This window comes from Streptomyces bicolor, from assembly GCF_000719285.1.
GTDB lineage: Bacteria > Actinomycetota > Actinomycetes > Streptomycetales > Streptomycetaceae > Streptomyces > Streptomyces bicolor.
The window spans coordinates 156796-183217 of the sequence record NZ_JOFS01000014.1 but is presented as its reverse complement, the minus strand read 5'-3'; the positions used below and the strand labels follow the sequence as shown (position 1 = coordinate 183217).

23 protein-coding genes and 2 pseudogenes are annotated in these 26422 nt (G+C 72.1%); 13 read left to right on the top strand and 12 right to left on the bottom strand.

Annotated elements, in window-relative coordinates:
* Window positions 1-80: 80 nt before the first annotated feature.
* The 10 genes from IF78_RS0120330 to IF78_RS0120280 all read right to left on the bottom strand — a co-directional run bounded on the left by IF78_RS0120330 (window position 81) and on the right by IF78_RS0120280 (window position 9336).
* Entirely contained in the window at window positions 81-545 is a 465-nt protein-coding gene (locus IF78_RS0120330; protein WP_051828035.1) for an ATP-binding protein, read from the bottom strand.
* A gap of 67 nt (window positions 546-612) precedes the next feature.
* Complete coding sequence (locus tag IF78_RS0120325; protein WP_031483834.1) at window positions 613-1014, bottom strand: (deoxy)nucleoside triphosphate pyrophosphohydrolase; 402 nt, start codon at window positions 1012-1014, stop codon at window positions 613-615.
* Window positions 1015-1055: 41 nt separating this feature from the next.
* Window positions 1056-1247, bottom strand: coding sequence for an SPOR domain-containing protein (locus IF78_RS0120320; RefSeq protein ID WP_031483832.1), 192 nt, complete (start codon window positions 1245-1247; stop codon window positions 1056-1058).
* Between the two features lie 391 nt (window positions 1248-1638).
* Entirely contained in the window at window positions 1639-2391 is a 753-nt protein-coding gene (locus IF78_RS0120315) for a GntR family transcriptional regulator (protein WP_031483830.1), read from the bottom strand.
* A 159-nt stretch (window positions 2392-2550) separates the two neighbouring features.
* On the bottom strand, window positions 2551-3789 hold the full coding sequence (locus tag IF78_RS0120310) for a DUF4190 domain-containing protein (RefSeq protein WP_031483829.1): 1239 nt from the start codon (window positions 3787-3789) through the stop codon (window positions 2551-2553).
* A 177-nt stretch (window positions 3790-3966) separates the two neighbouring features.
* The gene (locus tag IF78_RS0120305) at window positions 3967-4764 is read right to left on the bottom strand and encodes a maleylpyruvate isomerase family mycothiol-dependent enzyme (protein ID WP_031483827.1); all 798 of its coding nucleotides are present in this window, start codon (window positions 4762-4764) and stop codon (window positions 3967-3969) included.
* A 176-nt stretch (window positions 4765-4940) separates the two neighbouring features.
* The gene (locus IF78_RS0120300) at window positions 4941-6518 is read right to left on the bottom strand and encodes a S8 family peptidase (protein ID WP_031483825.1); all 1578 of its coding nucleotides are present in this window, start codon (window positions 6516-6518) and stop codon (window positions 4941-4943) included.
* A 197-nt stretch (window positions 6519-6715) separates the two neighbouring features.
* Window positions 6716-6946 carry a hypothetical protein gene (locus tag IF78_RS0120295; RefSeq protein ID WP_031483823.1) on the bottom strand — a complete coding sequence of 77 codons (231 nt, stop codon included), beginning with the start codon at window positions 6944-6946 and terminating at the stop codon, window positions 6716-6718.
* Window positions 6947-7263: 317 nt separating this feature from the next.
* Entirely contained in the window at window positions 7264-7959 is a 696-nt protein-coding gene (locus tag IF78_RS0120285; protein ID WP_051828032.1) for a response regulator transcription factor, read from the bottom strand.
* Between the two features lie 201 nt (window positions 7960-8160).
* A complete protein-coding gene (locus IF78_RS0120280) occupies window positions 8161-9336 on the bottom strand; it encodes a sensor histidine kinase (protein WP_234439856.1) in 1176 nt (391 codons plus the stop codon).
* Window positions 9337-9469: 133 nt separating this feature from the next.
* On the opposite strand from IF78_RS0120280, the gene IF78_RS0120275 reads away from it, so the two are divergent.
* The 3 genes and pseudogenes from IF78_RS0120275 (at window position 9470) to IF78_RS49740 (ending at window position 11470) form a co-directional block, all read left to right on the top strand.
* Entirely contained in the window at window positions 9470-10198 is a 729-nt protein-coding gene (locus IF78_RS0120275; RefSeq protein ID WP_031483815.1) for a class I SAM-dependent methyltransferase, read from the top strand.
* Window positions 10192-10650: pseudogene (locus tag IF78_RS49745) on the top strand (DedA family protein); the annotation flags it as partial. The gene IF78_RS0120275 and the pseudogene IF78_RS49745, both read left to right, overlap by 7 nt.
* A complete protein-coding gene (locus IF78_RS49740; RefSeq protein ID WP_234439855.1) occupies window positions 10613-11470 on the top strand; it encodes a DUF6545 domain-containing protein in 858 nt (285 codons plus the stop codon). The pseudogene IF78_RS49745 and the gene IF78_RS49740, both read left to right, overlap by 38 nt.
* Window positions 11471-11613: 143 nt before the next feature.
* Here the strand turns inward: IF78_RS49740 and IF78_RS0120265 are convergent, their stop codons facing one another.
* The gene (locus IF78_RS0120265; protein ID WP_031483810.1) at window positions 11614-12444 is read right to left on the bottom strand and encodes an oxidoreductase; all 831 of its coding nucleotides are present in this window, start codon (window positions 12442-12444) and stop codon (window positions 11614-11616) included.
* 97 nt (window positions 12445-12541) lie between these two features.
* Here IF78_RS0120265 and IF78_RS0120260 point away from each other — a divergent pair, with 97 nt between their 5' ends.
* The 8 genes from IF78_RS0120260 (at window position 12542) to IF78_RS0120225 (ending at window position 22939) form a co-directional block, all read left to right on the top strand.
* A complete protein-coding gene (locus IF78_RS0120260) occupies window positions 12542-13456 on the top strand; it encodes a LysR family transcriptional regulator (protein WP_031483808.1) in 915 nt (304 codons plus the stop codon).
* A 101-nt stretch (window positions 13457-13557) separates the two neighbouring features.
* Window positions 13558-15264: a S1 family peptidase gene (locus IF78_RS0120255; RefSeq protein ID WP_031483806.1), complete on the top strand. Its 1707-nt coding sequence runs from the start codon at window positions 13558-13560 to the stop codon at window positions 15262-15264.
* A gap of 11 nt (window positions 15265-15275) precedes the next feature.
* Window positions 15276-17384 carry a tetratricopeptide repeat protein gene (locus tag IF78_RS0120250; protein WP_234439859.1) on the top strand — a complete coding sequence of 703 codons (2109 nt, stop codon included), beginning with the start codon at window positions 15276-15278 and terminating at the stop codon, window positions 17382-17384.
* Window positions 17385-17480: 96 nt separating this feature from the next.
* Window positions 17481-18929 (top strand): vWA domain-containing protein, encoded by a 1449-nt coding sequence (locus tag IF78_RS0120245; RefSeq protein ID WP_031498406.1) that lies wholly within the window; start codon window positions 17481-17483, stop codon window positions 18927-18929.
* The gene (locus IF78_RS48495; protein ID WP_158751448.1) at window positions 18926-19819 is read left to right on the top strand and encodes a hypothetical protein; all 894 of its coding nucleotides are present in this window, start codon (window positions 18926-18928) and stop codon (window positions 19817-19819) included. Before IF78_RS0120245 ends, IF78_RS48495 begins: the two co-directional genes overlap by 4 nt.
* The gene (locus IF78_RS0120235; protein WP_158751446.1) at window positions 19816-21051 is read left to right on the top strand and encodes an ABC transporter substrate-binding protein; all 1236 of its coding nucleotides are present in this window, start codon (window positions 19816-19818) and stop codon (window positions 21049-21051) included. Before IF78_RS48495 ends, IF78_RS0120235 begins: the two co-directional genes overlap by 4 nt.
* A 47-nt stretch (window positions 21052-21098) precedes the next feature.
* Complete coding sequence (locus IF78_RS43750; RefSeq protein WP_051828028.1) at window positions 21099-21455, top strand: CU044_2847 family protein; 357 nt, start codon at window positions 21099-21101, stop codon at window positions 21453-21455.
* A gap of 155 nt (window positions 21456-21610) precedes the next feature.
* Complete coding sequence (locus IF78_RS0120225; RefSeq protein ID WP_425314624.1) at window positions 21611-22939, top strand: phosphatase PAP2 family protein; 1329 nt, start codon at window positions 21611-21613, stop codon at window positions 22937-22939.
* Between the two features lie 157 nt (window positions 22940-23096).
* On the opposite strand, the pseudogene IF78_RS46280 reads toward IF78_RS0120225, so the two are convergent.
* Window positions 23097-24107 (bottom strand): annotated as a pseudogene (locus IF78_RS46280) (heparan-alpha-glucosaminide N-acetyltransferase domain-containing protein); the annotation flags it as partial.
* A 212-nt stretch (window positions 24108-24319) separates the two neighbouring features.
* On the opposite strand from IF78_RS46280, the gene IF78_RS48490 reads away from it, so the two are divergent.
* Window positions 24320-24535, top strand: coding sequence for a hypothetical protein (locus tag IF78_RS48490; RefSeq protein ID WP_158751444.1), 216 nt, complete (start codon window positions 24320-24322; stop codon window positions 24533-24535).
* A gap of 75 nt (window positions 24536-24610) precedes the next feature.
* Window positions 24611-26398 (top strand): ABC transporter ATP-binding protein, encoded by a 1788-nt coding sequence (locus tag IF78_RS0120210; protein ID WP_031483790.1) that lies wholly within the window; start codon window positions 24611-24613, stop codon window positions 26396-26398.
* Window positions 26399-26422 lie beyond the last annotated feature (24 nt).

The following is a 26422-nucleotide window of genomic DNA, read 5'->3' as shown; positions in this document are numbered from 1 at the left end:
ACGTGCGACAGGGTGAGGGCGGACGTACAGCGGTGTGGACGCCTACTGACGGGTTGTAGAGGAACCTGAGTCAGCGGTGGTCACTCCGGCACCGCGAGCTCGAACCACACCGTCTTGCCCGCACTCCGGCCCGGCCGGGTTCCCCAGCGGCGCGAGGAGTGCGCCACGAGCTGGAGACCGCGGCCGCTTTCGTCCTCGGGGTGGGCGATGCGCTCGCGGGGCGGGTCGGGGAGGGGGTCGGAGACCTCGACCAGGAGAACGTCGCCGAGGGCGGCGGGGCGTACCAGGCGTACGCCGATGGGGCCCGTGGCGTGCCGGAGGGAGTTGGTCACCAGCTCGCTGACCAGGAGTGCGGTGATGTCGGCGAGGCTGTCCAGGCCCCAGTCGCGCAGGCGGCCGCGAACGGCTGCGCGCGCCGCGCGGACCGCGCCCGGCTCTGCGGGAAAGCTCCAATCGGCGCAGTCGCCTTCGGTGTCGATCACGCCGATCACTTCCCAGGCCAGCGGGTTCGCCCATGTCCGGTTTCGTGGGGTTAATAGGCACATACCCGATATCCAAGGGCGATATCGCGCAGGGAGTCAGACCACCGGGCGGTTCGCGACGCCGGTCCGCTCAGCTCGCCCCCAGCCGCGCGGCGGCTTCCCGAACCGCGGGCACGTCCTGGTCGAGCCAGTCCACGTCCCAGACTTCCTCGGAGCCCAGCCAGCGCAGCGCGTCGTGGTCCTGGAGGGGCTTGGGCTCCGGAGTGCCGGGCAGGAGGCGTGCGGTCCACACCTGAAGAACGTACGGAGGTTTCAGGGGCCACTGTCCCGGCACCCGCTCGATCACCTCGGCGTCGACGCCGAGTTCCTCCCGGAGCTCCCGCACGAGCGCCGCCTCGGGCGCTTCCCCCGGCTCGACCTTCCCGCCGGGCAACTCCCAGCGCCCGGCCAGTTCCTCGGGCGCGCTGCGGCGTGCCGCGAGCAGGCGGCCCCGGTCCAGGAGTGCCGCACCGACCACGATCCGTTCCGTCATGCGCCGGAGCCTACGGGAGCCGGGGTGCGGGCAGCGATTCGTCAGCTGCCCGCGCTGTCCCCGTTCTGCGCGATCCGCTCGACCCAGTACAGCTGCTTGTGTCCGCGGCTGTCGAGGCTGTCCGCGATCTTCTGGGCCTCCGCCCGGGTGGCGTACCGGCCCACGCGGTAGCGATTGCCGTTGTCGTCCTGCCGGACGACGAGCCAAGGAAGAGTGATCGTGCTGTCGTTCATCGCGCCCCACCGCTCCTTCCCGCCCACGACCGCCCGAGCCCCTCCCCCAGCCTTCGGCCGGGGGGACCCCCATCTCGCTTCGCTCGCGGCCTGTGCCGTGCCCCGCCCGCTAAGGAAACCGCAATCCGCATATGCCCGAGCCTACGCCTAACCTTTACGCAGCGAATACGGCTTTTCACAAAGAGGTACGCAACCAGCCAAGTCGCAGGGGGCGCACGGCATCGAATGCGCCGTGCGTGGATGTCGATGCATCCGGTCACAGGCATGGCGGACACGCCCGCTACGACCTGCGAAAACGGCCCGATTCCAACGACGATGAAAGGGGCGGGAGTTGGGGCTCCGGTGGTGACAACCGCGGCGGAGGAGTGCGCTACTTCATCAAAGGTGTGCGCTACTTCACGGGCAAGTGGTACGCGGCCCGGTAGCGGTCCGCCGGGATCACCACGTCCGCCGTCTCCACGGGACGGCCGGACGCGTAGTAGGTGCGTTGGATGACGAGGACCACATGGCCGGGAACGCCGCCCAACGCCAGCAGTTCCTCCGCCAGGCCGGGGCGCGCGCCCACCTCCTCCGTCACGTTGTCCACGACGACGTCGATGGCAGCCATGCGCTCGACGACGCCCATGCCGCCGAGCGGACCCTCCTCGGGCAGCATCACGGGCGTGCGGCCGGTGACGGCGAGGGGCTCCCAGGAGGTGGAGAGCATCATCGCCTCACCGGCGTCCCGGAAGACGTACCGCGTACACATGACGCGGTCGCCGGGCCGGATGGCGAGCCGCTCGGCGACGGAGACGCTCGCCTCGGCCTGCTCGCTGCTGGACTCCCAGGTGCCGCGGGTCTCGCCGTCGGCCTGCTCCTGACGGAAGGGCGTGGCACCGCTCGGCGGGCGGAAGCCGGAGCGGGCGATCCGGCGGGGCACGGGGCGCTCACGGACGTAGGTCCCGGACCCGGAGCGGCCCTCGACCAGCCCCTCGGCCATCAGCACCTTGCGCGCCTCCAGCGCGACGGTGTCCGAGACGCCGTACTCCTCGCGGATCCTGGCCTGGGACGGGAGGCGGGTGTGCGGTGGCAGCGAACCGTCGACGATCTTCTTGCGGAGATCACCCGCGACGCGCAGGTACGCCGGCTGCTCACCGAATGTCACTGGCCGCTCCCATCAGGTTGTACAGACAGCAACAGCGTGGCAACCCTGGGTTGTGCCGTGCAAGCAAAGGCCAGAGAATCACTCGATGTGATGACTTGTGGTGCCGGAGGGCTTTACGCAGGCAGTTTCTCCCCGCTATAGCCGCGATCACACCTCCGGTCACACAGGGAGGCCGCCCGCGTTCTCGCTCTCATCGCCACCGTCCGAGTCCTCCTCGTACGCCGGGAAAGTGGTGTCCAGGCCCAGAGCCTTGCGCGCGGTGACGGTCGCGCGGCCGTCCACGTACGCGTACCCACGGTCGTAGTGCGTGTAGAACGCGTCCGCGTCCTTCGCCGCGGCCGCCCGTGCCCACTCCTTGCGGGCGTCCTCCATCTCCTCGACCAGGTTCTCGACCGGCTGCTCGGCCCCGGCCGGCCACTCGTGCCCGCGCAGGGCCTCGATCTGCTCGCCGAGCACCGCGTGGACGTCCTTCGCCCAGGCCTGGTTGGCCGCCAGGTCCTCTTCGGGGTACGCCTCGGGCTCCTCCAACAGCGCCGTGTCGACGGCGTTGACGGCGGAGAGGAAGACGGTCTGGTCGGTGTCGAGCGTCGTCTTGTCGTTGCGCAGCGAGCCGGTCAGCCTGCCGTTCTCCTGGGTGTTGCCGAACAGGCAGGTGATCTCGCGGTCGCCGAAGCGCCAGCTCTGCTCGGACGGGATGAAGTAGTACACGTCCACGTCGTCCGGTACGGCCCAGGTGTCCATCGCGTAACCGTCGGAGAGCGCGTAGCACTTGTCGTCGGCGATGTCGGTGACCTCGTCGTCGCCCGGGAAGTCGCCGTCCGGCAGCGTGACCACCGCGAAGACCTCACCGTCGTGCCTGCCGGAGCAGGGCACCTCGTCGACGTCGTACGCGTCCCCCTCCAGGCTGGCGGTCGGCGAGTCGAAGCAGTCGCCCTTGGCGAGCGCGTAGGCGGTGCCCTCGCCCCTCGCGGCGTCCCGGAAGCCCTCCCAGAAGTCGGAGGCACCGCCGGTGGCCAGCGCCAGCGCCCACAGCACCAGACCGACGGAGGACAGGATGGAACCGGCCACCGCCATGCCCCTGCCGCGCTCGCCCTTCTTCTTGATCTGCGCGAGCGCGATCAGGCCGAGGGCCAGGCCGACGGCCGGGAGGAAGCAGAGGATGCCGAGGACGAGGGCGCCGATGGCTACGCCGTTGACGGGCGCGGGGCGGCCGTAGGGGCCGTACGGACCGTACTGGCTGTACGGGCCGTAAGGCTGGGGCGCGTACGGCCCCGGGGCACCGGGTGCGCCGTGAGCGTACGGCGACGGCGGTGGGTACTGGCCCTGTACGTACGGCCCTTGGGGCTGCTCCGGGGACCCTGGGGGCTGCTGGGGTCCGGGGGGCGGAGGTATGGACACGAGTACCGGGCTCCTGGGTCGGGCGGCGGTGCCGGTGGTGGGAACTGGCGTACGGCTGGGCGAATGGTAAGCGCGGGACGAGGGGGATTGTCATGTGGGTTACGAATGTGACGATCCGGGCCAGGGGAGGCCGGCCCGGATCGTGTGTCCTCGGGACGAGGTGGCGCGTCGTCGGTCCTACTCCTCCGGCTCCCAGGCGCGGAGCAGGTCGAACAGACCTGCGTCTCCGTCCATCCGCAGGGAGTCCGCCGGGATACGGTCGTACACGAAGAGAACCAGCTCACCGGCCGTACCGCGGACGGAGACGCCGGCCGCGTTCGGGCCCTCGCCGGCAGCGGCGACAGGTGCCGTGCCGGGCGCGGAGATACGGGTGGAGCGTGCGCCGTCGCCGTCGAGCGTGAGGCGCCAGGAGTGGCCCTCGGTGGCGTGGAAGTCGAAGGCAGTGGGCTTGTGCGGCCAGGCACTCGTCGTTGCGACGCAGGTGAACAGGAAATCCTCGACACCGTCGAGTGCCACCTCGTCCGGCAGCGGCTCCGGGGCCCCCACGGTGACCTGGGCGTCGTAGGTGTGCACCGCGATCTGCTGGAGCTGGTGCCGGGCGACGGCACCGCAGGTCTGCGGCGACTGGGACGCACCCCACCACGTCCAGCAACCGCGATCCGGGCCGGCCTCCCGCAGTGCGTCCAGCAACTCCTGCGTCGACGCGGCCAACCAGGCCAACAGGGCCTCGCGCTCCCGAGGCGCAGCCGGGGCGCCCTCTGGTGCGGACTTGGCCGCAGCAGGCCCTGCGGCGACGGTGGCGGCCCAGGCGCGGCGCCCCTCGCCGATGTGCTCCGCCAGATCGAACAGCGTCCACTCGGGGCAGGTCGGCACCTGCACGTCGAGGCTGGGCGCGGCCGCGACCGCGGCGCGGAAGGCGGCCGACCGTTCGTCCAGCAGGCGCAGCAGGTCGGGGAACTCGAGACTCTTTTTCACTCCGGATGTCTATCACCGGGCTCCGGCAGCCGGACAGCTGGTTTCACAGCCCACGGGGCGTGCACTCGCGCCGACCGCCTGCGGGTTCGTGTGGTGGCGGTGACGGGTCCGTCCTCGCGGCGGGCCGGGTGGTGGCCCGGACTCCCGCCGCGAGGACGGCCGTTGGTCCGCCGGGACTAGAACTGCAGCGCCCAGGCGTCGATGCGCCCGGTGTCCAGGTTCGCGTTGTCACTGACGCGGAGCTTCCACGTGCCGTTGGCGGCCTCGGAGGAGGCGTTCAGCGAGTACGTGGTGTTGATGTTGTCCGAACTGCCGCCGGTGCCGTACGACTTCAGCGTGTACGCCGTGCCGTCGGGGGCGATCAGCTGGACCTGGAGGTCGCCGATGTACGTGTGGACGATGTGGACCTCGACGGCCAGGGCCGAGGGCGCGTTGCCGGAGACGCCGGAGACCGTCACCGGGGACTCGACCGTGGAGTTGTCGGCGATGGCGTAGTCACCGGTGTTCTCGAAGCGCGGGCCCGGAGGGGTGGTCGTGCCGCCGCCGACGTAGAGGAGACGGTTGGGCGAGCCCGTGCCCGGGCTGGTGACGACGCCGGTCGTGGCGGCGGACGTCAGCGCCGAGGAGACCTGGGAGGGAGTCGCCGAGGGGTTGTCGGCCAGGTAGAGCGCGACCGCGCCCGCGACATGCGGGGTCGCCATCGACGTGCCGGAGATCGTGTTGGTCGCCGAGTCACCGGAGTTCCAGGCCGAGGTGATGGACGAGCCCGGCGCGAACAGGTCGAGGACCGAGCCGTAGTTGGAGTAGCTCGCCTTGGCGTCGGAGGATGTCGTCGCGCCGACCGTGATGGCCTCGGTGACGCGTGCGGGGGACCTGGTGGAGGCGTTGGTCGACTCGTTGCCCGCCGCGACGGCGAAGGTGACGCCGGAGGCGATGGCGTTGCGTACGGCCGTGTCGAGGGCGGTGTCGGCGCCGCCGCCGAGGGACATGTTGGCCACCGCCGGCTTGACGGCGTTCTGGGCGACCCAGTCGATGCCCGCGACGACCTGGGCGGTGGTGCCCTGGCCGGAGTTGTTCAGGACGCGGACGCCGACGACCTTCGCCTTCTTGGCGACGCCGTACGCGTTTCCGGCGACCGTGCCCGCGACGTGCGTGCCGTGGCCGTGGCCGTCCTGGGCGGTGTTGTCGTTGTCGATGGCGTCGTAGCCGTAGGAGGCGCGGCCGCCGAAGTCGCTGTGGGTGATGCGGACGCCGGTGTCGATGACGTAGGCGGTCACGCCCTGGCCGGCCGAGTCCGGGTACGTGTACGAGCTGTTCAGCGGCAGGTTGCGCTGGTCCACGCGGTCCAGGCCCCAGGAGGGCGGGTTGGTCTGGGTCGCGTTGATGCTGAACGTGCGGTTCTGCACGACGGAGGCGACCGCGGGATCCGCGGCCAGCTTCTGGGCCTCTGCCTCGGAGGCCTCGATCGCGTAGCCGTTCAGGGCCTTCTTGTACGTGCGCTCGACGTCGGCGCCGTACTTCTCGACGAGGGCGCGTCCCGCCTGGGAGCCCGAGCGGGCGTGGTCCGCCTTGAGGGTCACGATGTAGCTGTCGGCTACGGCGTTGGCCGCGCCCGCGTACTGGATGCGGCCCTCGGGTGCGGCCGCGGCGGGGAGTGCGGAGACGAGGCCGGCGACGAGCGCGGCGGTTGCCGCCGCGCTGAGCGTGGCGAGTCTTCGGCGGGAGTCTCTGCGGGAGTTACGCGTCACTGCCATCTGAGGGGTCCTCCTCAATCAGTGGTGCGCTGGTGGGGGGTGCACCGGTGCGCGGATACGCAAGATCAGGCAGGGACATGTCAATCGCCTGTGTCGCACCTGTGCGCCAGCCGAAAGATTGAGGCCTCCACAGGAATTGCACAAGGGCCCTGCACGGGCGGACTGAGGCGGTGGCGCCGGGGCGTCCCCGGAGCCGCTCAGTCCGCCCGTGAGAACCGCCGGACCGCCACCGTCAGGGTCACCGCGCAGAACACCACGACCACCGCGGCGGAGAGTGCGGCGGGCACCTGCCGGCCCGCCCAGGTCACCGGGTCGAAGAAGCTCTGCGAGGACTCGCCGGGGCGGAAGGCCACCACCGTGCGCCGCATGATGTCGACGGCGTACGTCAGCGGGTTGAGGAGGGTGAGGACCGCCATCCACGCCGGCATCGCGCTGACCGGAGGCGGCGATGCAACTGCTGCTCGGCCGGCTCGCGGCGGACGACGTGGTCGGCTTCCGGCCCCGGCCGGTGCCGGCCCGCGACCGCCACGGCTACGAGGCCGAGATACCGTCCGGCCGCAACCACGCCGAGTCCCATCCAGTCGGTTCCCGGTGGAATCGACCGTACGGACCATGGCTTTCAGAGCACTTCCGCGCGATGTGCAGATGGGTCACAGAGCACTGACGGAACACTGACAGGGCACTGACACCGCACGCACAGTCCACTTCCACACCGCTTGCACACGGGCGGCTCGCGGACGGTGACTCAGGAACCGCCGATGCCCGCGCCCCGGGCGCACAGCGCGGCCTGCACCCGGTTGCCCACCTCCAGCGCCGCCAGGATGCGGCTGACGTGCGCCTTCACCGTGCTCTCGCGCATGCCGAGCTGGGTGGCGATCTCCGCGTTGGACGCCCCGTCGGCGAGCAGGGCCAGGACGTCCTTCTCGCGTGGGGTCAGCTGGTCGATGCGGGTGCGCGCCTGGTGGGTCGTATGGCGGGTGGTGTGGTGGTAGTGGTCGATCAGGCGGCGGGCGGCGGACGGGTGCAGCATGGCCTGGCCGTCGGCGACGATGCGTACGGCGCGGACGATCTCGCCGGGGTCGGTGTCCTTCAGCAGGAAGCCGGCCGCTCCGGCGGCCAGCGCGTCATAGACGTACTGGTCGAGGTCGAAGGTGGTGAGGACGACCACCTGCGGCGGCTCGGGCAGCGCGCGCAGCCTGCGGGTGGCGGTGATGCCGTCCACGCCGGGCATGCGGATGTCCATCAGCACGACGTCGGGCCGCCGCGCCCGGGCCCGTTCGACGGCCTGCTCACCGTCCCCGGCCTGGTCGACGACGGTCAGGTCCGAATCGCCGTCGAGGATGTCGGCGAGGGCGAGCCGGACGAGGTGGTCGTCATCCACGATCAGCACCCGCACGGAGTCCCGGTCCACGGCCCCGCCCGTGTCTGATGCACCACTCATGTCCGCACTCCTCGTCCTTGCATCCCAGCCCGACTCCCACCCCGACCACGGCGCTTCGCGCCCCCGCCGCCCCTACCCGTCCCATCCACCAGGGGCGCTGCCCCTTCGACCCCGGCCCGTCCTGGGGCTGCCGCCCCCAGACCCCCGCTTCGGCCCGAAACCACCCGCACAAGCGCCGCAGGCACCGGCAGCCCCCACCCCTCACACCACCCCAGCCCGCGCAGGATCCCCCTGCGAAGGAGCCGGTGTCGTCGGGATCTGGGCCGTTACTCGCCAGCCGCCCGCGCCCGAGGGGCCGAACTCCAGGGTGCCGCCCAGGGATGTGATCCGTTCCGTCAGGCCGACCAGGCCGAAGCCGCTGGCCACCGGGGCCGACTCGGACGGGGTGCCCGGGCGGTTGCGGACCGAGACCGTCGAGTTGGGCGGGCCGTAGACCACCGCGACCTCGACCGGGGCGCCCGGCGCGTGCTTGCGGGCGTTCGTCAGGGCTTCCTGGACGACCCGGTGGACCGCGAGCCGGTGGCTGGTGGACACGGCGCCCGCATCGCCCTCGACGGTGGCCTCGACGCGCTGCCCCGCGCCCCGCGCCTCGCCCAGCAGAGCGGGCAGGTCCTCCGCCCTGGCCCCGCGGGCCCGAACCTCCTCGGCGGTCGTCATGCGCAGGGCACCGAGCACGTCCCGCAGATCCGCCAGCGCCTCGGTGGAGGTCTGACGCAGCAGGCCGACCCGCTCCACGACCGGCTCCGGCAGGTCCCCGGTGCGCCGCTGCAGCGCACCGGCGTGCAGGGCCAGCACGGTCAGGCGGTGGGCCAGCACATCGTGCATCTCGGCGGCGATCCGCGCCCGCTCCCCCAGCCTCGCCTGTTCGGCGCGCAGTTCACGCTCGATCCGCAGATGCCTGACCTGCTCGCCGAGCGAGACGACCAGCCGCCGTCGGCTGCCCGTCCACAGCCCCAGCACGATCACGGCCGCGGGCAGCAGCAGCGGCCCGTAGTTCCGCGTCGCCCACAGGCTGTGCGCCGGCTGGACGATCAGGCTGGCTCCCATGGCCGCCGCCGCGCACAGGGCCGCCACCCCGCCCCGGCCCCGTTGGGCCAGCTGGAACAGCACGACGAGCAGCGGCCACACGGTGCCGAACGTGGCGGCGACGACCACCGTGCACGCCGCGACGGCCCACGGCCACCGGCCGCGCAGCGGAAGCGTCAGGCTCGTCGCGGCGGCCACGGCCGCGGTCGGGCTGTGCAGCGTGCCGCCCGCGCCGATGTAGGCCTCCTGCACCGACAGCACGCCCACCACGCCGACCAGCGCCACCTCCGCCCACCACGGCCAAGTCGGCTTGCCGCGCGGCGCGTTGGCGTTCACCGTGTTCGCGTTCACGAGGTTCGAGCATAGACAGCGGCCCCCGGCCGGGACCCGGCCGTCGGGCCACCCCCACCCCCTACTTTCGTCGGTGTACGCCGTCGCCGCGCGGCCGATGGAGCGCCGTCCGCCGCTTCCTAGCGTCACGGCCATGGACCTGACGCACGCTCCCGGCAAGCCTCCGGCGGACCTCCGACTGCCCTACCGCACCGGCCGACTGGCCTTCCTCCGTGAGGCCGCCCGCACCTTCCGCACCACCGGAGCCGTGGCTCCCAGCAGCGGCCCGCTGGCCTCCCGGCTCGCCGCCCCGCTGGCCCTGGCCCGCGCCGAGCTGGGCGGCCCGGTGTCGGTGCTGGAGGTCGGCGCGGGCACCGGTCCGGTGACCCGGACGCTCGCGAGCAGGCTCGGACCGGCCGACCGGCTCGACGTGGTGGAGATCAACCCGCGGTTCGTGGAGGTACTGCACGACGCGCTGCGCACCGACCCCGCCCTGTCGGCCGCGTCCGACCGGATCCGGATCATCGCCGACTCCATCACGGAGGCCGGCCTGGACCGCCGCTACGACGTGATCGTCTCCTGCCTGCCGTTCGCCAACTTCGAACCACACGACGTCCGTTCGATACTGGACCGCTATCTGTCCGTCCTGGAACCCGGCGGCCACCTGACCTACTTCGCCTACGTCGGCACCCGGGCCACCCGAGCGGTGGTGGCCGACCGCACGGAGGCGGCCCGGCACCGGGCGTCAGCCGCGGTCCTGGCCGACTTCACGGCCCGTTACGGCGTGAGCGACAGCCTCGTCCTGCGCAACCTGCCCCCCGCGCGCGTACGGCATCTGCGCGCCCCCGGGCCGCTCGGCCGCACCGAGGCCCCGGCATGCTGACCGCCACGCCGCTCGCGGCCCCGGCGGGCCTGCCCGGCCCGGCGGATCTGCTGATGAGCCTGGGGCCGGCGGCCGCGTACGGCACCGTACTGGGCCTGGTTCTGCTGGAGTCCGTGCTGGTGGTCGGCGCCTTCGTGCCGACGCTGAGTCTGCTGCTGTGCGCGGGGTACCTCGCCCAGGCGGGCGTGCTGAGCCTGCCCCTGGTCATCGGCACCGCCACCGCCGGTGTGGTGATCGGCGACCTGCTCGCCCAGCGCACCGGGCGCCGGCTCGGCCACGGGATGCGGCGGCGCCGGCTGGGGCGGCGGATCCCGGAGGCCGCCTGGGACCGGGCGTGGGCGGTGGTCCGGCGGTGGGGCGGGCCGGCCCTTGTGGTGTGCCGGTTCGTGCCCGTCGTACGCACGCTCGCGCCGCATGTCGCCGGGGCGTCCGGACTGCGCTGGCGCGGTCTGGCCCCGTACAGCCTGGTCGCCGGTCTGGCCTGGGCCTGCGCGGAGGCCGGGGCGGGGTATCTCGCCGGCTCGTCCTACGAGCGGCTCGCGGCCGCCCCGGGGCTGCTGCCGGTGGCCGTCGTGGGTCTCGCCGTCGCCGCGGGCCTCGGCGTCCTCGCCGTACGCCGCCGCCCTGGTCCTGGTCGGCCTGGGGTCCGCGCTCGCCCTGCCGTACCGGACGCTCGGCGCCGCCCCGGCGTTCGCCCCCGACCTGTCCGACGTACCGGTCGTCCCGCTGCTGCCGCCGACGCGGTGTCTGCTGTCCGCGGCGGCCGTGCTCGCCCCCACGGTCGCGGCGGCCGGCCGCGCCCTGTCCGACACCCGGACGATCTGGCGACTGTGGCCCCTGTGGCGCGCCCTGATCGACGCGGTTCCCGAGGCCGCGCTGAACGGTGCCCGCTCACGCCTGCGCGAGGTGGTGCGGCCCGGCTGCTCCCGGCGCTTCCTTATGTACCGCAAGCTGATCGAGATCCGCGACGCGATCCTCGTCCTGGGCCGGCACACCGACGCCCCGGCGGCCCGGGCCGCGCGCGCCCACGTCGGCAGGGCCCGGCTGCCCGAACCGCTCGCCGAGGCGGCGGTCCTCGCCTGCCTCGTCCGGGAGGGCGGCCGGGCCCGCCTCGCGGGCCGACCCGCGTTCCCCGAGCCGTACGGGGCAACCGGCCCGCCCATCGAGAACCTGGACCACGAGAAGGCGTTCCCGCTGCGCCTCGCCACGGCCTACGACTGCCCCGCCGCCCGCACCTTCCGCGCCCCACGCCCGGTTTCCCGACTGCCGTGAAGGGCGGTTCCCGGCATGCGGTTCACGGCGTCCGATCAAGCCGGTCGCCCCAAATCGGTCCCCGATCAAGTCTGCAGTCCCGGCGCCCGGTTGGGACCGGCCAGCCGGCTCGGCCGCCGAGGCAGGCCTGTCGTCCTCGCAGGTCAGTCGTCGAAGGCCGTCGCCCGCGCGCTCTTCTCCCACGGGGCGATGTCCTCGCGGACCTGGTCGAGGTGGCCGAGGACCGCGGTGACGCCGTCGTCGCCCAGGGGCAGGCGCAGGGGGGTGCGGTCGGCCGCCAGCGCGGCGAGGATGAGGGCCGCCGCCTTCGCCGGGTCGCCGGGCTGGGTGCCGTCGCCGCCGGAGACGAACTCCCGGGTCCGGCTCACCTTGGGATACAGCCCGCTGTCCGTGCTGACCCCCCTGCGGTCGGCCTCGAACAGCGACGTACGGAAGGAACCCGGCTCGACGATCAGCACCTTGATGCCGAACTCGGCGACCTCGTCCGCGAGCCCCTCCGACATGCCCTCCAGCGCGAACTTGGTGGCGCTGTACGCCGAGAAGCCCGCGAAGGACATCTGCCCGCCCATGCTGCTCATCTGCACGATCGCTCCGGCCCGCCGCTCCCGCATGTGCGGAAGCACCGCACGTGTGAGGGCGGCGGGCCCGAAGACATGCACATTGAACAGCTTGCGCAGCTCGTCCTCGGTTGTCTCCTCGAACGCGCCCACATGGGTGCGACCCGCGTTGTTGACCAGCACGTCGATCCGTCCGTGCCGGGCGATCACATCCCGTACGGCGGACTCGGCGGCCCCCGTGTCGGCGACGTCCAGCCGCAGCGCCTCCACCTGGTCGGGATGGGATGCGACGAGATCGTCCAGCCCGTCGGGCCGCCGTACCGCACCCACGACCACGTCGCCCTCCGCGAGGACCGCCTCCGCGATGGCCCGCCCGAAACCGCTGCTCGCGCCGGTGATCAGCCACACCTTGTTCATGACAGCTCCTCGTCCTGGGACGTCCGTTCCCGTCGGCCTGCGCACTCCACCCTGCCGCCGGGCCCGGTTGCGTGTCCAAGACCCACGCTGATAACCGATGGCTATGACCATGGACGTACATGTGCGCGACCTGCGTTACTTCGTGACGGTGGCCGAGGAGCTGCACTTCACCCGCGCGGCGGAGCGGCTGTACGTCTCCCAGCCCGCGCTCAGCAAGCAGATACGGGCTCTGGAGCGGCAGTTGGGCGTGGAGCTGTTCCGCCGCGATCCGCGGGGCGTCGCGCTCACCGAGGCCGGCAAGGCGCTGCTGCCGGGCGCCCGGCGGGTGCTGGACGCCTGGTCCGAGGGGGCGGCGGCGATGGAGGCGGCCCGGGCCGCGGCGCGCGGCACCCTGGTGGTCGGCATGAGCACCAGCCCGGGCCGCGGCGGCCTGCTACCTGCCATCCGCTCCCGTTTCACCGCCGCGCATCCCGAAACGGTGCTGCGTCTTCGCCAGGTGGGCTGGCAGGACCCCACGGCGGGCCTCGCCGACGGCGACGCGGACGTCGCCTTCGTCTGGCTGCCCCTCCCCGACGCCGGCCGCTACGCTTGGACGGTGATCGCCGAGGAACCCCGCCTGGTCGCCCTCCCGGAATCCCATCCGCTCGCGGCCCGTACGGAGGTCGACTTCGCCGACCTCGCCGACGAGCCGTTCCTCGCCCTGCCGGCGAGCGCGGGGCCGTTGCGCGACCACTGGCTGGCGCTGGAGGAGCGGGGAGGCCGGCCGCCCCGCGTCGGGGCGGAGATCGCGAGCACGGAGGAGACGTACGAGGCACTCGTCGCCGGTCTCGGTGTCTGCCTGATCGCCACGGGCAACGCCCCGCTGATCACCCTGGGCGGGGTGGTGACGCGTCCGGTACGGGGGCTCTCGCCCAGCCGGTACGCACTGGCCTGGCGCGCGGAGGACGGGGGGCGGCCGCTGGTGCGGGCGTACGCGGAGGCGGGCCGGCAGGTGGCGAGCACCGTGACATGACGTCAACTCCCTTTGGCAGCTCCACGTTCGCACCTGAGTGCGGGTCGATGCTTACTTGACAACTCGGGTGCATGGGGCGGTCGTTGCCATACCTTGGTCATATGGCGCTGCATCACCACAGTGACAATCCGTGGCGGGTGAGGGTGGACGACGAGGACGGCACGCCCTGTGGCGCCGGGGTGCTGCTGGACGGCCGTCATGTGCTCACCTGCGCGCACGTCGTCCGGTACGCCGGGGCGGAGCCCGGGGGCACCAGGCGCCATGTGCGGATCAGCAGTGTCGGGTGCCGGCCGGAGTGGACCCTGCCCGCGCAGGTGGCCCCGGGGACGTGGCAGCACCAGAACCGCACACAGCGCGGCGACGTGGCACTGCTCGAACTCGACGAGCCGGCCGGGTGCGGCATCCGGACCACGCTGTGGCAGGCGCCCATCTCCGGCGGCACGGTCCGTGTGTACGGCTTTCCCCATGCCGACCCGATCGGCATGGGGACCGACGCGGAGCTCGCGGGTTCCGGCGGGCGGCAGGGCGAGTGGGGGCTGCTGAAGCGGGCGCGTACGGGTGATCCGTGGATCGAGCGGGGGTACTCGGGCGCCGGGGTGATGGCGCTGGGCGGCTCGTTCGACGGGCGGGTCATCGGCATCGTGGTCGCCGACTTCGTCGACGGCGACGCGCGGGCGGCGTGGATGCTGCCGACCGAGACGGTGCTCCACTATCTGCCCCGGCTCCGGGAGTTGGGGTTCGTCGCCGGTGACCGGAGCAACGCGATGGACGACACCCACGACGGGTCGCCGGACAACGTGCTGGCCGACCCGCTCCGGCTCGCCCTCACCCAGGAGCTCACCCGGCTGCTCGACAGCGGCCGGCCGGGCACCGTCGTCGTCGGCACCGGCGGCACGATGGCGGTGGGCGACTCCTGGCTCGTCCGCCTGGTGCGCACGGCCGACCCGGCGGCCCGGGCGGCCGTCTCCGACGCGGAGCTGACCGGCGCCCCCGGCGACACGGTCCTCGGCCTGGGCTCCATCGACGCGGCCTACGAGGCGCGCGGCAAGTCGGTCGCCGACGTGTGCGGCTACCTCGCGCGCCGCTTCGGCCTCCCGAGCGCGGACGCCGAAGCGGTGGCGTGGCACCTGCTGCGCCGCAGGCCGCCGGCCTGCCTGGTGGTGGGCGGCGTCGACCGGGCCGAGGATCCGGAGGCACTCGTCCGGGAGCTGCTGGGGACGCTGGCCGAACGCGCCCGGTCCAGGGGGCTGCGTCTCGTGCTCGGCTTCGAGGGCGCGCCGCCCCAGGGCCTCGCCCACGACGTGTCCCTCGACCCGGAGCCGATCCCCGGATCCGCCGTCGAGGGCGTGACCGCGGCGCAGGCGCAGGGGGTCGTCGGCCGACTCGCCGGCGAGGAGGACGCCGCGGCCGCGCTGGACCAGGAGTGGGGGATGCGGTTATTCGGCGCGCCCCGGCTGCCGCCCCGTATCGCGCCCCGGCTGCGGGTCCGGCTGGCCGTCGCCCGCGCCACGGAGCCCAGCCCCGAACTCACCGCGGTGCACGACCGGGCCGTCGCGGCGCGCGCCGCCGTGGCCGCCTTCGACCGCGATCTGCGCCGGATGGTCGAGGCCCACCAGGACCTCGCCTCGACCCTGGAACTGCACCGCCTGCGGGCCGCCCGGTACTTCGGCGACGAGGACCGCCGCCTCGCCGAACTCCACGCCCCCGCCGCCCGGGCCCTGCAGACCGTGCCGATCAGCCTGGCGGCCGCCCGCCGGTCGGTGCGCCGCTACACCGACGAGGTCAACCGCCGTATCGAAGAAGGGTGAACGCCGTGCGGATGTGCAATCGCCCCGACTGCGACCGTGGCGAGATCGACGAGGACGGCTTCTGTGTCGTGTGCGACCGGAGGCCTCTGCCACCGGACGACGCCACGGCGGCGGTCCGCGTCCCCGAACCGGTGCGGGGCGCGGGCGGCGTGGCACATGTGCGGCCGGATCCCTGGTACGGCCTCGCGCTGGTCGACTCCGATCAGGGTCCCGACGCCCCGGAGGTGCCGCCCCCGTCGGCGCATCCCCTCGCCGAGGAGGATCGCTTCTGCCCCAACTGCGCGCAGCCCGTCGGCCGTGGACGCGACGGCACGCCGGGCCGTACGACCGGCTACTGCACGGAATGCGGCACCGCCTTCGACTTCACCCGGCCCGACGGCCGCACCGTCGCCGGTCGCTACGACATCGAACGCGTCCTCGGCGCGGGAGCGTACGGCGCGGCCTACCTCGCCCACGACCGCAACCTCGCCACCCATGTCGTCCTCAAGGCCCTGCACAGGTCGGTCGCGAAGACCGCCCTGCACGAACGGGACGTACTGGTCGGGCTCCGGCACGACAGCATCGTCCGCATCCTGGGCTACGAGCCCGAGGGTCCGCACCTCGTCCTGGAGTACGTTCCCGGCGTACCGCTCACGGCGGGCGACGACGACCGGCTGGAGACCCTGCTCGCGCACGGCATCCGCATCCTCCAGGCGCTCGACTACCTGCACGCCCGGGGCCTGCTGCACTGCGACGTCAAGCCCCTGAACATCATGCGGTTCCGGGAGGAGAGCCCGGCGGGCGCGCTGGACCGGGTGCGGCTGATCGACTTCGGGGCGGTGCGCCGCCAGAAGGACGAGGGCCCCATCGGTCCGTACACCCCGTCGTTCGCGCCCCCGGAGAGCGATCCGGAACACCGGCACCCGACCCCGGGCTTCGACCTCTACTCCGTGGGCGTCACCCTGCGCGAGGTGTGCCGGGCCCGCTGGACCGACCGCTCCGCGCCGGGCGTCGACTCGCTCCACCTGCTGCTGGAGCGGGCCACGGACACCGGGCGGCCGCAGCGGCGGTTCGTGTCGGCGCGGCAGTTCGCGGAACAGCTCAGCGGTGTCATCCGGCAGGTCGTGGCGGCCCCGCCGACCCTGCGTCAGGTGGCCCGCCCGTCCGCCCTGTTCGGTTCGATGCCGCATTCACTGCACGGCGGGCTCGGAGCGGCCCGGCCGCTCGCCCACTGGGTCGAGGCGCGGCCCGGCGAGGACGGGACGCTGACGATGCCGGCCCCGTTCTCCTCCCCCGAGCCCGGCGACATCGCGACCGCGCTGCCGGCGCCGCTGTCCGATCCCGACGCCCCGGACATGGCGGGCTCCACCGGGCGGGCCCTGGCCGCGAGCCGGCAGGCCCTGCGCAGGAGGGATCCGGAGCTGGCCGAGCGGGCGCTCGCGGCGGCGGGCCTGGACGACTGGCACTGGCTGCACGCCTGGTACTCCGGCCTGATCGCGCTGGCCCGCGAGGACCTCCCCTCGGCCACCACGGCGTTCACCACGGTACGCGAGGCCGTTCCCGGCGAGTTGATACCCCAGCTCGCGCTCGGTCTGTGCGCCGAGCTGCGCAGGGACCTCGCCGCCGCCCGGTCGCACTACGGCGCGGTCTTCGACACGACCCCGGCTCTCGGCGCGGCCGGCTTCGGCCTGGCCCGGGTGCATCTGCTGGCCGGCGAGCGGGCGAAGGCGGTGGGCACCGCCGTACGGCTGGCGGAGGAGTTCCGCTACGAGCGCGGGGCGCGCGTGGCGGCCGTACGCCTGAGCGTCATGGTCCTCGACGGGGACGACCGTCCGGCGCCGACCGGGGACGACCTGGAGCGGGCCGGGGCGGACCTGGACGGCCTCGACGTGGACCGGGCGGCGAGGGCCGGGCTGTACGCCGAGATCCAGTACGCGCACTTCCTGCACCACCGCGACCGCGAGCGGCTGTCCGACGCGATCCGCGAACTCGGGCGGCATGCGCCCACCGAGCGTGCGTACGTCGCACTCGTGGACCTCGCGAACCGGCTGCGCCCCCCGCTTCGGTGGAGATGGTGCGAACGGCGTGGCAGAACCGGTCATTCCCGTTTCGGCGGAACACCCAGAACGCTAAGCTCCTGATACGCCAAGTAGCGGACGCATCCACGCTGGGTAAGGGACACAGGGACACGCACGCAGCGACGCGATCGGGTGGTGCCGGTGGGGGACAGCTCGCCCTTGGGGCTCAGTTTCGCCCTGGAAGTGGACGCACCCTCGGATCTGGCCTACGACGAGCAGCGCGCGGACGCCCTCATCACCGTCACGGCACGTTCCACCGCGCAGGCGGCGCCGGACGCGCCGGGTGCCGAAATCCTCATCATGGACCGGTCGTTGTCCATGTCCGGCCGCAAGCTGGACGAGGCCAAGCGCGCGATGTGCGCGGCCATCGACACCCTCCGGGACGGCACCCTCCTGGGCATCGTCGCGGGCAACCACAAGGCCGAGGTGATCTTCCCGGCCACCGGCGGCCTCGCCCGCGTCGACGCCCTGACGCGGGAGGACGCCAAGCTCCGGGTCGTCGGCCAGCTCGCCGAGGGCGGCACGGCGATCGGCACCTGGCTGACCTGCGCCCGGCACCTCTTCGCCGCGACGCCGGCCCCCGTCGGCGTCCGCCACGCCGTGCTCTACACGGACGGCAAGGACGAGCACGAGACGCCCGAGCAACTCGGCGACGTACTCACCGCGTGCACCGACCAGTTCGTCTGTGACGCCCGGGGACTGGGCAGCGACTGGCACTACGCCGATCTGCTCCGCATCACCGCGGCCCTGCACGGCACCGCCGAGGCCGTCGTCACCATCTCCGACCTCACCGAGGACTTCACCCGCCTGATGCGGCAGGCGCAGCGCATCGTCGTCCCCCGGGTCTATCTGGGCCTGCGCCTCAACGACCGTTTCCAGCTCGCCTTCGTACGCCAGACCCGCCCCGTGGAGGCGGAACTGACGGCCCGCCGGCAAGTCGACCTGGAGACGTATGTCCCCCTGGGCTCCTGGCCCCCTCAGACGCGCCAGTACCAGGTCTCCCTCCGCTTCGACCCCCACACCCTGACCGTCGACGAGGAGCTGCGCGCCGCCCGCATCACCCTGCACGCCGAGCGCCCCGACGGCACCCGCACGCCCTGCTCGGACACCGCGTCCATGGTCGTACGGCGCCGCTCGACGCCCGGCTTCGGCATCCCCCGGTCGGCCAACCTCACCCGGGTCGAGAACGAACGCGAACTCGGCATGGCGATGCGTGCCTGCGCCGACGCCCACCTGCGCGGTGACCTCGAACGCGCGGACCACGAACTGCGCCTGGCGACCGGCCTCGCCCAGGACCTCCGCGACACCGCCCGCCTGCGCCTGCTGCGCGCCCTGGCCACCTCCGGCCCGGACGGCCGGCTGCGGGTGCGGCGCGATGTCTCCCGGGCGGAGATCCAGAGGATCGGGGTGGAGTCCACGAAGACGGCGGTGCCGCCCAGGGATCTGGTCGACGCGGTCGAACTCCCGTCGGCGGATGCCTCGTCGGTGTCGCGCGAGTGCCCGCGGTGCGGTACGGCTGCGGCCTCGGCGTCGGCCAAGTTCTGCGAGGAGTGCGGGTTCCGTTTCACGGCCGGGACGTCGGAGCCTGGGCCGGTGGACGCGTCATGAGGGTGAGATGGCGTGCGTTCTGGACGGGGCTGCGCGCATCCCATCCGATCGTGGTGCTGCGGTGGCTGCGGGCGGGCCTGCTGGGGATGGTGGCCCTGACCGCGTTGCTGTACGTCGTGGTGGCCAATCGGGCGGGTGATCAGGCCGACGCGGTCGGCCGCACGGACGAAGCCATCGAGGACATCGTCGCCGCGCAGCGCTACGCCGACCGGGCGAAGGACGCGCTGAACGCCGCCATCGACGCCAACGCCGAGAACCTGATCGGCCCCGGCTCCGACTTCGCGAACCGCACCACCCAGGTGAGCACCCTTCTCACCTCGGCGGCCGAGGGCAACGCGGACAAGGACGACGGTCTGCGCGACTTCCAGTTCGTGCAGGGCCAGTTGAGCACGTGCATGCAGTTGGCCAACAGAGTCGTGAGCGAAGGCCCGAAGTGCATGTCGGCGGCGCACGCGGTGGTGACCGACAAGGCATCGAAGACAGGGAAGGACCGCAAGGTCAGGGTCCAGTTCACCGGCGGGCTCATCCAGTCACTGCACGACCTGGAGGTGAACGAGGCCAAGGCCCTGGCACAGCAGCGCGAGGCACGCTGGCTCAACCCCCACCTCCTGTGGCCCCTGCTCACCGTCCCGGCGGCCGTCATGCTGCTGCTGGTCTGCGCGAGCGGCTACGTCGTCGCCCGCCACTTCCGCCAGTACCCGAGCCCCGCGCTCGTCCTGGCCCTGGCGCTGACGGCGTCCGTCGCCATCACCACATGCCTGCGGTGCAGGGACGGCGGGGCCGACGGAGGGGTCATGGCGATCATGCTGCCGCTGCTCGCCGTCGCCGGTGCGCTCACCTACCTGGGCTTCCAGCCCCGGCTCGCCGAGTACAGGTTCCCCCGCCCATGAGAAGACTGACGGCACCACTCGTGCGCTGCGCCCTGGTCGTCGGCCTGCTCCTGACAGCGGTCGGGTGCGGCGCTTCCGGGAAGGACCGGGTGACGATCATGGTCCCCTGGACCAAGACCGAGTTCGCGGCCTTCTACACCGTCATCCAGGCCTTCGAGGACGATCACCCCACCATCGAGGTCGACCCGCGGGTGACCCGCGACCTGACGCCACAGCTCGACGCCGCGGTGGCCGCGGACGCGGCGCCCGACCTGGCCGTGCTGCCGAACGTGGGAGCACTCACGAAGTTCCACCACGACGACGTACTCGAAACGATCGAGGTCGACACGGAGTCGTTCCTGCGCCCGTTCGGCGATCTGGCCATGCAGGACGGTGACGTCTATGCGGTCCCGGTCAAGGCCGACGTCAAGAGCCTCATCTGGTACGACCCGAAGGTGGTCGTCCCGCCACCCCCGAAGACCTGGTCCGCCCTCCGGTCCCGACCCGAGCCCTGGTGCCTCGGACTGGCGTCCGGGCCGACCTCCGGCTGGCCCGGCGCGGACTGGATCGCGGACATCCTGCTCGCCGAAGAGGGCGTCGGCGCCTACGAGGCCTGGGTCTCGGGGAAGACGAAGTGGGCGTCGAAGCCGGTCTCGGACGCATGGTCCATGTGGCACGGCCTCGTCGAGAAGAACAGGAGCAGGAGCGGCCTCACACAGGCGTCCACCCTCGCGTTCGACGCGGCCGCGGCCGGCATGAAGGACGACTCCTGTTCGCTGAGCCGCGGCACACTGTCCGCGATGGGCCTGGAGCCACAGGAAGTGAAGAAGTACACCACGGTTGAACCTCCCCTGGATCAACCCCTCGAGGTCTCGGCGGACTTCGTCGTCAAGTTCACCGGCAGCGAGAGCGCCGCCGAGCTCATCAAGTACCTGGCATCGGCGGAAGCCCAGCAGGCCTGGGTGGACGAACCCGGGTTCGCGCTCTCCGCGCACAAGGACGTGACGCGCTACCGGGACAGCACCCAGGGCAAGGTGGCGCGGATGCTCCGCTCCGGCCGTCCCCTCTGCTTCAGCGCCGCCGACGCCATGGACCCCGACGTCTCCGCGGCCTTCTACCAGGCCGTCCTGGAGTACGTGAACGGCGAGGACCTGACCGAGCTCCTGCGATCGCTCGACAGAGTCCAGAGAACGCTGGGAAAGGACGACTCCCCCGCGTCCACCCCGCTCTGCGGCACCCCGAACCGATCCTGACCCACCGCCCCACCCGCACGCCGCCCCAAGGAGCCCCAAGGAGCCCCATGCCGGACGCAGTCCAGTTCACCCTCTCCGACGGCACCGTCGTCCTCGTCGCCCCACCGGCCCGCGCGGGCACCGGTGCGGTGGGACTCGGGACACGTCTGGAGAGCGCGGCACAGTCCCTGCGCGACGCGCTGGCGCCGGTCACCGCGGCCGCGTCCGACGTGATCGGCGGGTTCCGGTCTCTCGCGCAGCGGCCCGACGAGGTGGAGGTGACCTTCGGCGTCGTACTGGACGCCAAACTGGGCGCGGTCCTGTCGAGCGCGAGCGCCGGCGCCCACCTGGACGTCACGCTCCGCTGGAACGGCACGGATGCGGCACCGGACGCGGGGGACGCGGCGCCGGCTGCGCGACCGTGACGCCCTCATGGCCGACAGGTGACGCATGACCAACGAAATCCTTGCGCTCCTCCGCTAACATGATCGAACCAACTTTCGATCACCCTTAACACCTAACAATCGGCCAACAATTGACATCCATAGCATCGCGGGCGTTTTCCCGAATAAGACGCGGAATTACTTCCGCCGAACGGCACTTGCCGCGGGCGGCACTGTGGGCCACAGCGGGCGTCGTGGCCCTCGGATTCCTCATAGCCCTGGAGATCGCGGCGCGTCGCTACGGCATGCCGGGCCCGATCACCAATCAGGCACGAGAAGTTATGTTCCCGCCCAAGTCGGGCTTCCTGCTGTACGCCGGTATGGCGTTGACGTTGGTCGTGCTCACCTGGCGCCAACGGTTCATCGCGATCGGTGCCGCGATCGGCATCGACGTCACCATCTTCTTGGTGCGGTGGGCGGTTGGCGTCAGGGTGACCGAGGGCCACCCGTTCGGCAACGGCGCGTTGTTGGTGGTCCTCGGCTGCGCGGTCATCGCCGTCACACGCCGCACCGGCCCGGAACGGGCGCTGCTGCTCAAGGGCGTCGGGCTGGGCCTGCTCCTGGTGGCCGGCCGCAAGACCGGCGACGCCTGGCTGCTCATCACGTCGAAGACCCGCCCGACGGTGCTCGACCCGTACCTGGCGGTCGCCGATCAGGCGCTGGGCAACCCGTCGTGGCTGGTGGGCCGGATCGTCAGGGCCACCGGCCCGGTCGGCGCCCATGTCCTCGACTACGTCTACGTTCAGCTCGCGGTGGCCGCGGTCGTCGTCGCCCTGTACCAGCTGCGCCATGTGGCGGTCGAGCGCCGCTTCCCATCCCACCATCTGGTGCGCACCTTCCTGGTGATCGGCCTCCTCGGGCCGGGCATCTACATGATCTTCCCGGTGGTCGGACCGATCTTCGCCTACGGCGCCGACGGCGGGTCCTGGGCGGCGGCCAACCTGTGGCCGGAGACGGTGCCGCCGATCAGCCCCCCGCACCCGATCCCCTTCGACGAGATCACCCCACGCAACTGCATGCCCAGCCTGCACACGGCATGGGCCACCGCGATCTTCATCCACTCCCGCAAGGGCCCACGCCTCCTGCGCTACGCAGGGACCTTCTGGCTGATCGCCACGCTCGGCGCGACGCTGGGCTTCGGCTACCACTACGGCGTGGACCTCGTCGCCGGCGTGGTGTTCACGATCACGATCGAGGCCGCGCTGCGCTCCGTTTCCCGCGGCTGGGATCGCCACGGAATCCAACTGACCGCTTACGGCGCCACGGTCTTCGTCGCACTCTTGGTGTCCTATCGCTATCTGCCGTTGGAGATGGCGGTACACCCGTGGCTTTACGGACCACTTCTCATCCTGGCGATGAGCTCGGTGATCTACGGCTACATACGAACCACCGGCCGCTGGGAACGAAGCGCCGAACCGACACCGCAATCGGAACGGCAACCCGAACTGGTCCGAGAAGGCATCTGAGAAGGCAAAGGGGCTGACTCCGCCGAGTCGGCCCCTCCTGGTCTGCCTGGCTCAGACGTCCTTGATCTGGACACGGTCGCCGCACAGCTGGGACCAGTCGTCGCGGCCCGAGGTCAGCACCAGACGGGCGCCGGGGTGCGGGGCGCCATCGCGGCCACAAGAGCATGAGCCGTCCAGGCCGGGGTGGCGCCACCGTCGCACCGACGATCACGAGGATCGCGACTCCAACGCTGCCGATGATGTCGAACGTGGTGCCGCTGTGCGGCCCTGCCGTCAGGAGCAACGACGCCGGCATGTCGGGGAACGACCCGCCGTCGGGGGGCATCGACCCGGAGCCGCCGGACGACGGCCCGCCTTCCGCGAGGCTGTCCAGCGCGCCCTTGCCGGCCAGCAGCAAGGACATGCCGTACGCGGCCACGGTGAGGGCGCCACCGAACGCGGCGAGGCGCCGCTGGACAGTGCCGGAAGACAGGTCGAAGCGGGCCAGCGCCATTCCGGCGATCACGAACGACATCCACGTGAGCGCCGGGTAGAAACCGGAGAGCAGCAGATCGAGCACTCCCACGTCGCTGAGCCGGTGAAGCGGGTCGTAGGCGTTGACGCTCTGCCGTATCGGGTCGGTCAGCAACGACTTCAGGGCGAACGCCAACTGCGGTGTGACGAGGGCGAGTGCGGCCGCGGTGACCGCGAGCGTGCTGGCCCTCAGTCGCACCAGAGGCAGGGCGAGGAGGAAGTAGACCCCGTAGAAGCCGAGGATGATCACTCCCCCGTACTCCATCGCCATCGCGGTGCCCAGCGCCAGCAGGATCACGGCGCGGATCGCGATGCGGGCCTTCGCCTGCCGACCGGCCAGGCCAGTCTTGGGTTCGCGGCGGCCGGCGAGCAGCATCAGGGAGAACCCGGCGAGGGTGGCGAACAGGACCGATGAATGACCGTCCGATATGTACCGGATCCAGCTGGCGACGCCGCTCGTGGCGGACAGCGGGGGGCCAATGTGCACGACGTACATGCCGAACACCGCCAGCGCGCGGGCCAGGTCCACTCCGACGAGGCGTCCCATCGAGGGACCGGGCGAGGCCGGCACGACGGACTCGGGCGGGGTGCGGGGCTGCGGAGGCGACTTCTCCTGCGGAGTTGACGTCTCCTGCGGCGGCTGTATCTGTGTCATACGGAGAATCTCGCGTGGACGTCAGGAGGCGGACCATCCGGCAGTCTTCGGTAACGCCCCCGCCGGTCGGCGGGTACCGCCCTGCCGACCGGCGGAGTCTCGTCCTGACCGGTCCGGCGCGACCGGAGACCGGTCTTCTTCAGCCACTTGGCGGGGGTGGACCCGACGGTTGCCGGATGGGCTCGGGGTAACCGGGCTTCCAGGCTGGAGGCATGACACACCGTGCGCGACACAAGGAACCCGACACTCCCCTCGGATCATCGGCCGACGTACCGGGCCGTGACGCCGTCGCTGGCAGGGGCGAACTTCTGGAATTCCTCGGCCTGACGCTCGCGGCCGGTGCCTTCGTCCTGTTCGTCGTCCGCCCTGAGGTATCCGAAGCGCTGGTGCACACCCTCGCCACGAGCACAGCCGGACTCGTCCACTGACCCGACACATGCTCACGCCCTGGTGTGCCGGACCGTTGATGCGGTGCCCGGCACACTGCAGAAGAAAGGAATGTCGTGAACACCGCATCCGCCCCGACGACGGATGAAACGTCCCTGTCCGCCCGAGAAACGGTCAAGGCACTGGGCGCGTACGTCCGGCCGCACCGGTGGGCCGTCGGCCTCGGCCTGCTGTGCGCGCTGGTCGGGGCCGCCGGGGGACTGCTGCAGCCGCTGGCCACGAAGACGCTGGTGGACCGCCTCGCGACAGGGGAGACCGTCGCCGGGATCCTGCTGGCGCTGACCGCGCTGGTGGTGCTGGGCACAGCGGTCGAGGCGTTCGGCGCGTATGTGCTGGAGCGGACGGCGGAGTCGGTGGTCCTGGCCGCGCGGCGCACCCTGGTGGGGCGGCTGCTGCGGCTGCGGATCGCGGAGTGGGAGCGGATCCCGCCGGGTGATCTGATGTCCCGGGTCACCTCGGACACGACGCTGCTGCGGGCGGTCAGCACTCAGGCGGTCGTCTCCGCGGCCACCGGCGCGGTGGCGTTCGTGGCGGCGATCGTGATGATGGCGTTCCTGGACGTCGTGCTGCTGGCTGTGACGCTCGGTGTGGTCGTGCTGGTCGGTGGTGCCGTCGCGCTGGTGATGCCGAGGATCGCCCGCGCCACCGAGCGGTCGCAGGAGGCGGTCGGGGAGATCTCCGTCGCCCTGGAGCGGGCCTTCGGGGCGTTTCGCACGGTGAAGGCCTCCGGTGCCGAGGAGCGGGAGACCGCCCGGGTGGAGGCGGCGGCGCGGCGGGCGTGGCGGCACGGTGTGAAGAGCGCGAAGTGGGAGGCCGTGGCGGGCTCGGCGGACGAACTCGCCGTGCAGCTGGCGTTTCTCGCGGTGCTCGCGGTCGGCGGGGCGCGGGTGGCGTCCGGGGAGATTCCCGTGTCCACCCTCATCGCCTTCCTGCTGTACCTCTTCTACCTGATCGAGCCGGTGTCCAGGCTGGTCGACGCTGTGTCCTCCTATCAGGAGGGGGCGGCCGCGATCTCCCGGATCGCGCAGGTGGAACGCCTTGCGGCGGAGCCGCCCGCCCGGCAGGTGGGCGCCCTGCCAAGGCAGTGTGCAGCGGGGACGGGTCCGGCGTCGGTCCGCTTCGAGGACGTCTCCTTCCGCTACCGTGCCGGCCTGCCGTACATCCATCAGCACGTGACTTTCGAGGTGCCGGGCGCCGGGATGACGGCCTTCGTCGGTCCTTCCGGTGCGGGCAAGTCCACGGTGTTCGCGCTCATCGAGCGGTTCTACGAGGCCACCGGCGGGCGGGTCCTGGTCGACGCCAAGGACGTACAGGACTGGTCACTGCCTCAACTGCGTTCCGCCATCGGCTATGTCGAGCAGGACGCCCCAGTGCTGGCCGGCACGCTGCGCGAGAACCTCGTCTTCGCCGCGCCCGGCGCGACAGACGACGACATCCGTGACGTACTGGCCCGGACGAGGCTCGACACCCTCGTCGAGCGTCTGCCCCACGGCCTGGACACCCCGGTCGGGCACCGCGGTTCGAAGCTGTCGGGCGGCGAGCGGCAGCGCATCGCCATCGCCCGCGCCCTGCTGCGCAGGCCCCGGCTGCTGCTGTTGGACGAGGCGACCTCGCAGCTCGACGCCGTGGGCGAGCTGGCGCTGCGGGACGTCGTCACGGAGGTGGCCCGCGAGACCACCGTGCTGGTGGTGGCCCACCGCCTGTCGACGGTGACGGGCGCCGACCGGATCGTCGTGATGGACGCCGGCCGGGTCCGGGCGGTGGGCACCCATGAGGAACTGGTGGCCCAGGACTTGCTGTACGCGCAGCTGGCGGCCACCCAGCTCCTGGCGCCCGCCCGGTGACCCGCCACACGCAGGGTTGTCCGG

What these genes read in the sequence shown, in the direction of transcription:
- IF78_RS0120325 (WP_031483834.1), bottom strand. Translation starts at nt 1,014, where the DNA reads ATGACGGAACGGATCGTGGTCGGTGCGGCACTCCTGGACCGGGGCCGC.
- IF78_RS0120250 (WP_234439859.1), top strand. Translation starts at nt 15,276, where the DNA reads ATGTGCAATCGCCCCGACTGCGACCGTGGCGAGATCGACGAGGACGGC.
- IF78_RS43750 (WP_051828028.1), top strand. Translation starts at nt 21,099, where the DNA reads ATGCCGGACGCAGTCCAGTTCACCCTCTCCGACGGCACCGTCGTCCTC.
- IF78_RS49740 (WP_234439855.1), top strand. Translation starts at nt 10,613, where the DNA reads ATGTCGCCGGGGCGTCCGGACTGCGCTGGCGCGGTCTGGCCCCGTACA.
- IF78_RS0120295 (WP_031483823.1), bottom strand. Translation starts at nt 6,946, where the DNA reads ATGCCGGCGTGGATGGCGGTCCTCACCCTCCTCAACCCGCTGACGTAC.
- IF78_RS0120255 (WP_031483806.1), top strand. Translation starts at nt 13,558, where the DNA reads ATGGCGCTGCATCACCACAGTGACAATCCGTGGCGGGTGAGGGTGGAC.
- IF78_RS0120285 (WP_051828032.1), bottom strand. Translation starts at nt 7,959, where the DNA reads ATGAGTGGTGCATCAGACACGGGCGGGGCCGTGGACCGGGACTCCGTG.
- IF78_RS48495 (WP_158751448.1), top strand. Translation starts at nt 18,926, where the DNA reads ATGAGGGTGAGATGGCGTGCGTTCTGGACGGGGCTGCGCGCATCCCAT.
- IF78_RS0120275 (WP_031483815.1), top strand. Translation starts at nt 9,470, where the DNA reads ATGGACCTGACGCACGCTCCCGGCAAGCCTCCGGCGGACCTCCGACTG.
- IF78_RS0120330 (WP_051828035.1), bottom strand. Translation starts at nt 545, where the DNA reads ATGTGCCTATTAACCCCACGAAACCGGACATGGGCGAACCCGCTGGCC.
- IF78_RS0120265 (WP_031483810.1), bottom strand. Translation starts at nt 12,444, where the DNA reads ATGAACAAGGTGTGGCTGATCACCGGCGCGAGCAGCGGTTTCGGGCGG.
- IF78_RS0120300 (WP_031483825.1), bottom strand. Translation starts at nt 6,518, where the DNA reads ATGGCAGTGACGCGTAACTCCCGCAGAGACTCCCGCCGAAGACTCGCC.
- IF78_RS48490 (WP_158751444.1), top strand. Translation starts at nt 24,320, where the DNA reads ATGACACACCGTGCGCGACACAAGGAACCCGACACTCCCCTCGGATCA.
- IF78_RS0120235 (WP_158751446.1), top strand. Translation starts at nt 19,816, where the DNA reads ATGAGAAGACTGACGGCACCACTCGTGCGCTGCGCCCTGGTCGTCGGC.
- IF78_RS0120320 (WP_031483832.1), bottom strand. Translation starts at nt 1,247, where the DNA reads ATGAACGACAGCACGATCACTCTTCCTTGGCTCGTCGTCCGGCAGGAC.
- IF78_RS0120260 (WP_031483808.1), top strand. Translation starts at nt 12,542, where the DNA reads ATGGCTATGACCATGGACGTACATGTGCGCGACCTGCGTTACTTCGTG.